At 44.5% G+C, this 11,775-nt stretch carries 9 protein-coding genes; 5 read left to right on the top strand and 4 right to left on the bottom strand.

Annotated elements, in window-relative coordinates:
• Positions 1 to 6: 6 nt before the first annotated feature.
• Both LL912_RS02995 and LL912_RS02990 read left to right on the top strand, forming a co-directional pair.
• Complete coding sequence (locus LL912_RS02995; protein ID WP_235552078.1) at positions 7 to 1,047, top strand: alpha/beta hydrolase; 1,041 nt, start codon at positions 7 to 9, stop codon at positions 1,045 to 1,047.
• Positions 1,048 to 1,066: 19 nt separating this feature from the next.
• Positions 1,067 to 2,143, top strand: a complete 1,077-nt coding sequence (locus LL912_RS02990) for a serine hydrolase domain-containing protein (RefSeq protein WP_235552077.1) — start codon at positions 1,067 to 1,069, stop codon at positions 2,141 to 2,143.
• A gap of 1,348 nt (positions 2,144 to 3,491) precedes the next feature.
• Here LL912_RS02990 and LL912_RS02985 read toward each other — a convergent pair.
• Positions 3,492 to 3,863: a hypothetical protein gene (locus tag LL912_RS02985; RefSeq protein ID WP_235552076.1), complete on the bottom strand. Its 372-nt coding sequence runs from the start codon at positions 3,861 to 3,863 to the stop codon at positions 3,492 to 3,494.
• A gap of 728 nt (positions 3,864 to 4,591) precedes the next feature.
• On the opposite strand from LL912_RS02985, the gene LL912_RS02980 reads away from it, so the two are divergent.
• Entirely contained in the window at positions 4,592 to 6,565 is a 1,974-nt protein-coding gene (locus LL912_RS02980) for a sensor histidine kinase (RefSeq protein WP_235552075.1), read from the top strand.
• 299 nt (positions 6,566 to 6,864) lie between these two features.
• Here LL912_RS02980 and msrB read toward each other — a convergent pair whose 3' ends face one another.
• From msrB to LL912_RS02965, 3 genes are all read right to left on the bottom strand, one after another.
• Entirely contained in the window at positions 6,865 to 7,374 is a 510-nt protein-coding gene (gene msrB, locus LL912_RS02975; protein ID WP_235552074.1) for a peptide-methionine (R)-S-oxide reductase MsrB, read from the bottom strand.
• A 23-nt stretch (positions 7,375 to 7,397) separates the two neighbouring features.
• On the bottom strand, positions 7,398 to 8,063 hold the full coding sequence (gene msrA / locus LL912_RS02970; protein WP_235552073.1) for a peptide-methionine (S)-S-oxide reductase MsrA: 666 nt from the start codon (positions 8,061 to 8,063) through the stop codon (positions 7,398 to 7,400).
• Positions 8,064 to 8,129: 66 nt separating this feature from the next.
• On the bottom strand, positions 8,130 to 9,428 hold the full coding sequence (locus LL912_RS02965) for a spondin domain-containing protein (RefSeq protein ID WP_235552072.1): 1,299 nt from the start codon (positions 9,426 to 9,428) through the stop codon (positions 8,130 to 8,132).
• 127 nt (positions 9,429 to 9,555) lie between these two features.
• On the opposite strand from LL912_RS02965, the gene LL912_RS02960 reads away from it, so the two are divergent.
• Together LL912_RS02960 and LL912_RS02955 are read left to right on the top strand one after the other, a co-directional pair.
• Complete coding sequence (locus LL912_RS02960; RefSeq protein ID WP_235552071.1) at positions 9,556 to 10,260, top strand: response regulator transcription factor; 705 nt, start codon at positions 9,556 to 9,558, stop codon at positions 10,258 to 10,260.
• A complete protein-coding gene (locus LL912_RS02955; RefSeq protein WP_235552070.1) occupies positions 10,260 to 11,729 on the top strand; it encodes a HAMP domain-containing sensor histidine kinase in 1,470 nt (489 codons plus the stop codon). Before LL912_RS02960 ends, LL912_RS02955 begins: the two co-directional genes overlap by 1 nt.
• The last annotated feature ends 46 nt before the right edge of the window (positions 11,730 to 11,775 follow it).

Below are 11,775 nucleotides of genomic sequence, written 5' to 3'. Positions count from 1 at the left end.
AGTGCTATGAACATGTTTTGCATTTTGAGTTGCCTCTGTGTCGCTTCCCTGATTTCCTGTAATAAGGATACGGCCCCGCCTGTTGTTGTTGATGACGATCTTGATGGCCCCATTTCCCGTCCCTCTTCCGGTTATGGTGCTAACGGGACACACGTTGCCGGTGAGCAGGACTTTTTCAATCCCGGATACCCGGCCGCACAGGCCACCGTTTTTTATCCGTCAGACATGAGTATTCCACGCCCAGTAATTTTCTATTCCCATCCTTACGGCGGCCAAAGTAAGGAATATAACCGTGGTCTATACGAATTTGTAGCGAGGAAAGGCTATATCCTTGTGTTTGTACCATATCCTACTTTTGGCGTTAGTGTGACCGACCGCTACAATACGCTATGGACGGGCTTTAATAAAGCCGTTGAATTATACGGACCTAAAATGGATCTTACCAAAGTTGGTTTTGCAGGGCATTCATTTGGTGGTGGCGCTTCCATTGGACTTGGATACAAAGCCTTTACGGAAAAAGGATGGGGCGCCAAAGGACGTTTCATTTTTACAATGGCTCCATGGTACAGCTACCAGATCACAGACCCGGAGCTCGAAAATTTCCCTGCCAATACCCAATTCATTACGCAGGTGTATGATGATGACAACGTCAATGATCACCGAATGGCCATTGACATTTTCAAGCACATCAGTATCCCCAACAGTGAAAAGGATTTTGTGTATGTAAAAGCGGGTGTAATTAATGGTTATCATTATGTTGCAGACCACGCGGTTCCCAGTTCCAGAACGGCCTACGATGCATACGATTATCATGCGGTGTATCGTTTGCTGGATGCACTTATGGATTATTCATTTAATCAAAATCCTGCTGCAAAAAACACAGCGTTGGGTAACGGCTCGGCAGCTCAGGTAACCATGCCGGGTTATAACGGACAAACCCTGCCGCCACTGGAAGTAACGGATAATCCTACCCCACGCTTTAAACAGGATAAGTATGAATTTAAATGCGGAGATCCCATGAACCCGAGGTCTGATCATTGTGAGTAATCAATAAAAACAAACAGATATGCGAACATACGTTTTTATAATAATTTTTCTGGTGGCCTGTGCAGGAATTGAAAAAGCAGTTGCGCAGCAATCATCACCCAAAATAGACGCCTGGCTGGCGGCGAAAGCACCGGATATGGGCGGCAGGTTGTACCTCTTGGTATACAAAGATGGAAATATTATTTATAGTAAGGGGGTCAATAAAATGTCGGACCGCCAAAAACGCATTGAAAATCTCTTGGCAAAGCGGCGCGGAAATCAGCTGAATGGCAACGACTTTACAACCGGCTCAAAAATACCAATTGCCAGCTGCAGCAAATGGCTGAGTGCTGCGTTGGTCATGACTTTTGTAGACGAAGGCAAACTTCAACTGAGTGATACAGTAGGCAAATATCTTCCCGTGATGACTCAAAGTGGCAAAGGGCATATAACCATCAGTCAATGTTTATCCCATCTTACAGGCATTAAAACACAATCGCTGAAAGAAGATCTCGCTGCAATGCGCCAACTCAACAGTATGGAAGAGGCGATTGCCCGGATTGCAACATTGCCAATGGAAGGCGCACCTGGGAAAACATTCCATTACAGCAATGCCGGACTTCAGATTGCAGGGGCAGTGATAGAGAAAATCAGCGGAAAGGATTTTGAAACCTTATTTACAGAGCGCATTGCAGGGCCTTTGGAAATGAAAAACACAGACTTCGGAAATAAAAAAACCCCCTTACCTGCAGGCGGCGCCTTCAGCACGGCCGGAGATTACATGCATTTTCTTGAAATGCTCCTGAATAAAGGTCTTTATAAGGGCAACCGCATATTATCAGAAAAAAGTATTGCCGAAATGCAGGCAAACCGGATCTCAAAAGAAGTAAGCATTACTTATTCGCCGGCAGGGGGAGGTAAGTTGGGATATGGATTCGGCGAATGGGTGGGCAGTGACGGAAATTATATTTCCAGCCCTGGATTGTTTGGCAGTTATCCCTGGATCGACAATCAAAAAAAATATTGCGCCATACTCTTTTCTTATAACATCAATGCTAAAGAAAGACATGAAAATTATATGAATATCCGTAAATTAATAGAAGAAGAAATCCTTTAGTTTGCTATGCTAATAGTCCATTGGGCGAAATACCTGCTACTGTTACCGCAAAGGCATGGTCATGTACACAGCCTTTGCAGACAAGAAACTCCAAGCGGCTTTGGATGCGCTTAAAGCCATCTTCCCGATTGCTAAGTATGTTCAAATGACACAGAAATCCGCTGGCGCCCGGTAAACTGCCTGTACAGGAACTGGAAGCGCTCCGGCTCATGACACAGGAGCGCCCCTTTAGCTCGCAACAAATCTATTTACTGCATCTAATATCCGGAAAGACAATCTTGAGTCAACAGCTCAAAATAGGCTTTTATATGAATCAGCTGGCATTCACGATCAAAATGCCAAACACTATTCGCAGATGTAGATTTGATATTTTTGTACGTTGGATTTCGGTATTGTAAACAGCCCTGGTCTATATTGGGTTCTCAGCTATGGATAGATATCGGCCGGTTGGACTGAACGGCCCGGTTACTGGCCGTTTTTTCATCGCTCTAAAAATTATTGACGAATGAAAAAGCCGATTGATATTAATTGAGGAAGAACATTGGATGTCGAAAAAAGTAAGGGGTTATCTAATCGCCTGAAGCATCTCAAACTTTTTCGGCTCAGCGGATAACCTGCACTTTGGCTGAAGATCGACCAGAACGATCGAAAATGAAATAAAGTCCAAGCGTATGGCAGGAGATTTCAAAATTTTATACCTGGTGGTACAAGAGCGGAAAAGCGTGCAAAAAGTGGCCGGCGCCAAAGCAGCTTTAGAAAAGGACACTTTTTGACACAAAGCCTTCATAGCAAATTGAACTTCGCCTGATAATCATCAATCGATTTACAAGGCCTTTTTATGCACATGCAGGCGTCTCCAAAATATAAATTCCCACAAATCCTCTACCCCGCCTGCATTCAGCGAATCGTTCCCCGAAATCTGATACTTTTGGCCGACGCACTGAACAGGAATAGAACCGGCACCATCCGTTACAACAGGAAAAGAAACTCCCGACATATAGTCTTCATAGCCTAAATAGGGGATCTGTTAAAAATATACGCTCTTGTTATCTATCTTTACACTGGTTGCATTATAAACCGATTTTTTAAGGCTCAAAATTTTAAGACTACTACTTAAATTTTGAGCTTTTTTGTTCCTTTCGGTAGTTTAAAATTGCTTGACATCTACATTTCTCGAACGATCAACGAGATTGAAAATAATGAAAGGATTGTTTTGAATACTTACTTTTAACGACTGAGGCTGGTTTGAGATGAACTGGCTGCCGTTTTGCGGCTCCGCTGAAAATGAAAAAATTGCGGTGGGTAAATTAAACGAAAAATTACCGTGCTCATCGGTCACAACAGTAAATCACTCGCCCCGCTGGCCGGTCGCTACAACCCTTATACCCTCCAGCGCCGGCGCATCCTGTATATATTCATTTTGGTGCCCAATGATTCTACCCGAAACCGATACCGTTTTTACAAGAGCAACTTTCAGCGTTCGATTTCGGAACAAAGATACTTCAAGTGGCTCCATCAGCCACCATCCACTCCCCTTTTGGATACGTAGCATATGAGTTGAAGGTTTCAGATTCGTAAAAGACACTTTGCCTTTACGATCACTCTGGGCCAAAGATTGGTCCACTGCCGCGACCACATTTTCAACAGGATATTCATCATTATCCCAGACACTGTTTGCGTTTTTAGCAAGCCGCTTATGGTTCATTGATCCTGTACTCATCAAACAACCTTTGCCAAGCACTTTTTGTATTGAAGTAGTGTCATTCAATTGAGTTGCTCAAAATGAAACGTTTCCCTGTTGATTTACGTGATGACACATTCATCTCGTACGAAAATAATTAAGGCACAAAAATGCTTGTCATAAAACTGATTTACAATATTTGCCCCCTTCCTTACACAAAACGGCCTGCTCACCACTATTCAAACCAATCCTGCAAGCGAGCAAACAACTTCTGTAGGGAAGACATAAATGTTGTATAGGCATTGCCTGACACCTCTTTTAGAAGCAAAACTTACCTAACAGCTCGTTGCTCTACTTATTAATATTGTTTGTTGCCTTACGCGCTCCTCGTTTTCTCCATTCGCAGACGAACTTTATTATGGCGCTATCCCATTTAAGGGCATATCTGCGATTTTATCTGGCCGCAAAGCATGGAAAAACAAATCCCGCCCCCGGGCGTAAAATGCGGTTAGCCGGAACTCTTTATCGGTATTTATTTTTGTTAACTCAAATTATATAACCGGCCGGACCTGTGAGGTATTGTTTCAGGGAATTAACTGAGCGATAAAATACTTCATGAACCTGAAATTAATTTTGCCATTTAACCGGCATTCGAATTAGTGCGCTTCTTCGTTAATGATTGATTACCTTTGCACTTGCACCTGCATTCAGCATCGGATCAGGCAACAACCTGGGTAACAGCTGATGTAAAATGCCCTCTTGTTTTCATGCGAACTATTCTAATTATATTTTTATTATTCCCCATCGCCGGCAATACTCAGCTGATTGATCTTTCACAGCACAACTATAATCAAAATACCGGCAGAAACTTAAGTTATTACGAAGACAGAAGCGGTGCTCTATCTTTAATCGATATACAAAGCGCCTATAAAAACGGTCTTTTTAAGAAGGGCACAACCGATATATTAAACTTCGGCAATAGCCCGTCCGCCATTTGGATTCATTGCGCATTCAAATCAACCGTTGATTCCGCTGAGTTTCTTATCATAGATGCGGCCTCCCTTGAAAAAATTGATTGTTTTATGCCCGGCGACACTGGCTGGCAACTATTACAGGCGGGATCAACCAGAAAACCTTCACCGGGTGTAATCAGTACAAATCATTACATTTTCCCCATTCCCAAAACTGTAAATAATGGAATAAACAGAACTATCTGGATCAGAATACAAACCAGGAATATAATGCTGGTGCCCCTAAAATTAGCAACTGCAAACGGCCTCCTGCATCTGGAGAATTCAACGGCCAAGACCGTTGAAGCAAGCCTTGTAGGGGCCTTTTTAATACTTTTTGCATTTCATCTATTTTTATTTTTTGGCATTGGCGATCGTTCATACCTGTACTACTGCCTTTATATAGTATGTTTCGGATTATATATACTCGGATACCTGGGCGGATATATTTATTTTTTAGGAACAGATGCCCGGATTCTTTTTAATAAATACCCGCATGTATTTCTTTGCTTGGCGCTTATTGCATCAATCTTAATTACCAACAAGGTATACCAGCTAAAAATAATAACAAAAAGGCTTTTTATTGTTGCGCATACCCTGCTTATTGCTGCTATATGCCTGTTAGTAATCAGCTTATTGGGACTTAAAGCGGTTGCTGCCACAGGTTCACAAATACTTGGATTAGTAATACCCTTAACACTTCTTGCCTGTGGAGTTATAATAGCAAAAAAAAGCAAAGAGCCAACGGCCTATTTTACCGTTGCCTGGCTGGCAATCATTACAGCTGCCGTGTTTTATGTGCTGAGTTTGGAAGGTATATTAGAATACCGGTCATACAGCCGGCTTATACTGGAGGCCGGAGTTATGGTCGAATTTTTGCTGCTCGCCTTTGCCTTAGGTAAGCGATACCATGCAATACTCGATAATCAACGAAAAATAGAAGCTGAAAATTATCAATTAGCGAAAGATCAAAATGAAAAGCTGGAGCGATTAGTAGAGCAACGTACCCAGTTACTTAAAAACACTATTTCCAAACTGGAAACCTCTGACAATATAAAAAATACGATGTTTTCAATTGTTGCTCATGACCTGAGAACGCCCTTTAACAGCATCCTGGGGCTTTTTTCATCCCATGTAATGGATGAGTTATCCCGTGATGAGCTAAAATTAATCATTGATGAAAGCAAAGATAATTTTTATCACCTGAAAAACCTTCTTGATAATCTTTTACATTGGGCAAGGTTGCAAATGAACGAAGTACAAACTCATTCAACGCATTTCGATTTAGCCAAAGTTACAACAGAACTTGTGGCAACCTACAGAACGATTGCACAACAAAAGGCCTTGTCTTTTGAAATAATTGCACCTACTTCATTTACGTTGGTCAACGCCGACAGAAACCATATTTTACTGGTTTTACGAAACCTGTTTGATAATGCGATAAAATTTTCTCCGCCGCAAAATTCGATTTGCATCATCTTATCCGATAAAATTTCTCATATTCAATTCAGCATCGAAAATAAAACCCCGCCAGGAACAAATAGCCAAACAAATCAACCAGTAAATGATCGCCCGTTTACCTCCAATTATGGCACCGCCAATGAAAAAGGCGTTGGGCTGGGCCTTGCCCTTTGCAAAGACTATCTCAAAAAAAATGGCAGCAGTTTAAATATTACATATTTTGAAGCGTCGGTCCTGTTCTCCTTTGAATTGCCGGCAGCAACGATATAACGGGCAACCGGTTTGACAACTTCGATTTACGAAACTCCAGCATACGCCATAAATCCGGTAAAATGGCAACCCCGAAAGACATCGCCCGGATGTTTCAAAAGCGACAAAAAAATACGGGCTGCTCCAATGTGGCTGTCTCAAAAGTCTGTCATTTCGAACATAACGAAGGGAAGCCGGAAAATCTTCTGTATTTGATTTTTAGATAATAATGAAATTGCTCCGTTCCTCTTCGTCCTACAACGGGTGGGATTTAAATGACAGACTTTTGAGGCAACCCTGTTTCTATTTTCGCCACTCAATTATTTATCCGGCTCAAAATCCAGGGAAATGGAGTTCATGCAATACCGTTTATACGCAGGCGGCGGTCCATCGTCGAATAGATGACCCAGGTGGGCATTACAACGCGCACATTCCACTTCAACACGGTGCATATGATGCGAATCATCCTGCTTATACAGTACACTGTTTGACCGCACTGTTTTAAAAAAACTGGGCCAGCCACAGGTACTTGCGAATTTAGCATCTGACCGAAAAAGTTTGTTTCCGCAAACGGCACAGTAATAGGTACCCCTCGTGTTGCTGTTCCAGTATTTACCGGTAAATGCGGCTTCTGTAGCCTGCTCCCTTGCCACGGCATATAGATCAGGATTAAGAATCCGCTTCCACTCTTTATTACTTACATTCAGATGTGTGGTATCTGTCCGGGAATAATATGGGTTTACTTCCCGCCTTCCGGCACCGCCCGGCTGTGCATTGCAGCTACAGCAGAGCAGTATCATGCAAATCATTTGCATCGTGATCGTCTTCATATCAATTTCTTTTTTACATTACATTATTGCTTTAGCCGATCTTTAAAAACCGCCCGGAACCGATCCCGCTTTGGCTGAATCACCATCCGGCAATACGGCAGCTCCTTGTTATTGGCATAATAATTCTGATGATCCGCCGCCGCTTTATAAAAAACGGAGAAAGGGTTTACTTCGGTAACAACCGGAGCCGGATATATTTTTTCCGCATTGAGTCTTTTAATGTAGTAGACGGCCAGTTTTCGCTGCATTTCATTGTGATAAAAAATAGCCGACCGGTACTGCGTACCGATGTCATTACCCTGGCGGTTTAACTGCGTGGGATCATGCGCTACAAAAAAAGCAGCCAGCAGCGCGTCATAGGAAATCGTTCCAGGGTCGTAGATAATATTGCAGGCCTCTGCATGACCGGTCGTACCATCAGACACCTGCTCGTAACCTGGATTGACCGTATGCCCGCCGGTAAACCCCGATGTTACGTTTAGCACACCGTCTAGTTGCCTGAATTGCTCTTCAACACACCAAAAGCACCCCGCGGCAAAAGTAGCGGTATCGGTTCTTACATTTTTATTTTTATCAGTACCGGGCATCTTATTTCCGCCGGCCATTTCAATAAATGCCTTTGAATGCTCGATAGAGGCTTGTTGCTGACCACAGGATGGAAGTACAGCCAACCAAAACAGGACCGCCATACAATACAGGCATTTGTCTTTGCATCTGCTCTTTTGGATACGCATTTTATTTATAATTTTTTAGTATTATTGAAGGGTCACCTCAACGATGCCGGCAACAGATGGTAAGGTATTATACGCATTGGGATTGGGTACCGCCTGAATATTTTTGCTTTCCGCCAAAGGTGTACCGGCCAAATTTGCCTGGGTAATGCCGGCACCGGGGTACTGGCTTATCGCCGTTCCATTATCAAACAAACCAACAGATGCAGACACATTGCCGTTCTGAGCGCCGTCTATATCATTTCCTGTTGTGGCAAAAAACCAGTCATTGGAAAAACCATACATAGTTGCAAGTGCTATCCGGTCGCCCGGCAACAACGACAGTTGCTGTGACACTTTGCCCCCCATGGCACCATTGATCTTTGGCAGCAATACGGTGTTGGCCGCATCTTTTAATACATACACATTTCTTACGCCCGGTTTGGTTTTTAATGCCGCTGCCAGGATATCCGCATTCCCTTTTTGAGCCAGCTCTTTCAGGCCTTCTCCCCGGTCGCTTTCCCCAACTTTGTAAAAGGGGTTTACAGCACCTTCATAAACCACTACTAATACCGGTGATAACGGGGTAAAAATACCGGTTTGCTGAGTAAGGTAGTTACTGAGCGGGGTAATATCACCCATTTCCGCAATATTGGTCAGACCGTTCATGGAAAGCTTGCCGGCTGAATAAACGGGTTCCGGCAGTAATAAGTTTCCTCCGGCCACATAGGACACCGCCCATACTCCCGGGCTAAAAGGTGTTTCATTGACCGTACCACCGGAGCTGTTTTTAATAGTAAGTGTAAATTTAGAATTGCCTTCATAGTTCAATACAACCTGCATCAATTGCGATGCAGCCAGGTAGGTATGGCCATAGTCGTCCATCCCGTTTACCTCTTTAACATTTTTGACGCTGGCCTCTGCTGTACCGGGATGCATGACAGCAGCCCCCGGAGCCTGGTTGATCCGGGTACCGTTATCCCAGAGTTTTATTTGCGCCGAAACATCGCCCGTTACAGGATTCCCGCTGCCATCATATAACTGAATACCGGGGTTTTCGGGCGCAAAAAACAAATCGTTGCTCCATCCGTACATTGTTGCAAATGTGAGCCGTTGATTCTTTGCAGCATAAAACGAAAAGGATACCGACTGCCCGGGAAGAATTACCGGTGGTATTCCGCTGCCTTTAAACGAACCGGATTCAACAAGGGGTTTGCTATCCAATACGTTTTCAATGGTAATGGTCCTTGACTGCGCCGGTGGCATATCGTCGCCTTTGTTGCAGGATGCCGTGAATGTCATTAAGGATACAACGGCTACCATACGGGTCATGTTCTTTTTCATATCTGACTTATTTTAGACCACAAAACAATCCAAACAAGTTCTCAAAGCCGTAACAGAGTTATAACAAAAGTATCACAGGCGTTTTTCGAACCGTTTTTTTCAGAAATTTGTATCCGCAACACATAATATGCAAAAAGTACTCATTATTGAAGACGATCCGGAGCTCGTTGAGTTACTCCATATCCATTTAACAGACCTGGGGTGCGCCATCACCGCCATTGGTAACGGTAATGATGGGTTGCAGGCAGCAATGCAGGCTCGTTTTGATCTGGTTATCCTGGATCTGATGCTACCCGGTCTCAACGGCATGGAAGTATGCAGGAAAATCCGGCAAACTGACCGGCACACGCCCATCCTGATGCTCACCGCCCGTTCAGAAGAAATTGATAAGGTAATGGGACTGGAGACCGGCGCAGATGATTATCTTACCAAGCCGTTCAGCATAAGAGAGTTTATCGCCCGCGTGAAGGTTATCTTCAGAAGAAACGAAGAAGGTACCACAGCTGAGCAGGGCAGCTATATATCCGCCGTGATGCGGTATGACGAGCTGGAAATAGACCTGGATAAACGGAAGGTCACGCTTAACAACCTCCGTGTGGACCTCTCACCTAAAGAGTTTGAGCTACTGGCATTGCTGGCTTCCAGCCCTGGAAAAAGCTACAGCCGCAAGCGGCTGCTAAACCTGGTATGGGGATATGACTTTGAAGGTTATGAGCATACGGTAAATAGTCATATCAACCGTTTGCGTGGGAAAATAGAGGCCAACCTGTCTGCACCAAAATATATTTTAACAACCTGGGGGATTGGCTACCGCTTTAATGAAGAGTTGTGATGGCAAAAAGAAAATACATCAAAGGTAATTTGTTGTTCTGGAAGATCGCTGCCGTATTTACCACGGTACTCGTGGTGCTCGGCCTGGTATTTATATTCATCGCTTCCCGGTTCTCGCGGTCTTACTATACAGCAGCCCACCAGCAGTTGTATGGAGACCTGGCCCGTCACCTGGCTACCTTTACGCAACCCATCAAAAACGGAAGGCCGGATACTGCTGTTACGCATGACATCATCCACTCCACCATGGTGGCCAATCCCAGTGTGGAAATATACCTGCTGGATACGGCAGGCCATATTACCGACTTTGTAGTGCCCGACACAACCGTACAAATCCGCCAGGTAAATATGGCCATTGTAAAAAAATGGCTCGCTGCAAAGAATGAAGCCCGGCCGATGGGCGACAACCCCAAACAGCCCGGTGAACCTGCCATCTTTTCGGTGGCACCGATTGCAGAAAACGGGCGGCTATCGGGGTATGTATATGCAGTGCTGGCCAGTGAAAAACAAGGGGAAGTACTTGCCTCTCTAAACAATCATCTGTATTTCCGCCTGGGTGCTGCTATTTTTTTTTCCGCCCTGGTAGTAGCGTTAATTGTTGGGCTCGCTACATTCTTCCTCATAACTGCCAGCATCCGCAAAACGGCCGCTGTTGTGCAACGCTTTAAAGAAGGCGATTACTCCGCCCGTATCGAAGGCAACGTCAAAGGGGAGCTGGGAATGCTAGCCGGCACCTTCAATGAAATGGCCGATGTCATTGTAAGCAATATCGATAAAATAACCGCTACCGATAAATTCAGGCAGGAGTTGATCGCCAATGTATCGCACGACCTGCGCACTCCCCTTTCCATTATGCAGGGTTATATCGAAACCCTGATGATCAAAAAAGACGAACTTACTGATGCTGGCCGGGAACGCTATCTGTCTGTAATGCATGCGAGCGCCCAAAAACTATCCGGGCTTGTGGAGCAGCTTTTTCAGTACGCAAAACTGGAAGCCAACCTTGTTATACCGGAAAAGGAACCTTTTTTAATCAATGAACTAGCCTCGGATATTTTAATGGCTTATCAGTTAAAAGCAGCAGAGCGCGGTATCCTTCTGAGCCTGGATGCCGCCCACCATCTGCCGCAGGTCTTTGCAGACATCGCACTTACCGAGCGGGTATTTCAAAACCTGCTGGACAATGCGTTTAAATTCACTCCGGATAACGGCAGCATCCGGATCATTTTATCAGAAGCAGCAGCGGGCGTAAAAGTGCAGGTCATCGATACCGGTATCGGGATTGCACCCGAAGATCAGGTGTACATATTTGAGCGCTACAAGCAGCTTTATAAAGAAACCGCTCCCAAAAAAGGCATGGGGATCGGGCTGGCGATTGTAAAAAAGATACTGGAACTACATCATAGCACCATTGATGTACACAGCGAGCCGGGAAAGGGTACCGAATTCCGGTTCATTATCCCGGCCTGATACGACCTCCTTCGCTTACTCGCGGACAGGCATTTTAAAAGTCGGG

Source organism: Niabella agricola (assembly GCF_021538615.1).
In the GTDB taxonomy this organism is placed as follows: Bacteria; Bacteroidota; Bacteroidia; order Chitinophagales; family Chitinophagaceae; genus Niabella; species Niabella agricola.
Note: the sequence above shows the minus strand (reverse complement) of the source record. Positions and strands in the feature narration are given on the sequence as shown.

Bases quoted from the DNA above. Each gene is read 5' to 3' on its own strand.
- LL912_RS02995 (WP_235552078.1), top strand. From the start codon at position 7: ATGAACATGTTTTGCATTTTGAGTTGCCTCTGTGTCGCTTCCCTGATT.
- LL912_RS02990 (WP_235552077.1), top strand. From the start codon at position 1,067: ATGCGAACATACGTTTTTATAATAATTTTTCTGGTGGCCTGTGCAGGA.
- LL912_RS02985 (WP_235552076.1), bottom strand. From the start codon at position 3,863: ATGAGTACAGGATCAATGAACCATAAGCGGCTTGCTAAAAACGCAAAC.
- LL912_RS02980 (WP_235552075.1), top strand. From the start codon at position 4,592: ATGCGAACTATTCTAATTATATTTTTATTATTCCCCATCGCCGGCAAT.
- msrB (WP_235552074.1), bottom strand. From the start codon at position 7,374: ATGAAGACGATCACGATGCAAATGATTTGCATGATACTGCTCTGCTGT.
- msrA (WP_235552073.1), bottom strand. From the start codon at position 8,063: ATGGCGGTCCTGTTTTGGTTGGCTGTACTTCCATCCTGTGGTCAGCAA.
- LL912_RS02965 (WP_235552072.1), bottom strand. From the start codon at position 9,428: ATGAAAAAGAACATGACCCGTATGGTAGCCGTTGTATCCTTAATGACA.
- LL912_RS02960 (WP_235552071.1), top strand. From the start codon at position 9,556: ATGCAAAAAGTACTCATTATTGAAGACGATCCGGAGCTCGTTGAGTTA.
- LL912_RS02955 (WP_235552070.1), top strand. From the start codon at position 10,260: ATGGCAAAAAGAAAATACATCAAAGGTAATTTGTTGTTCTGGAAGATC.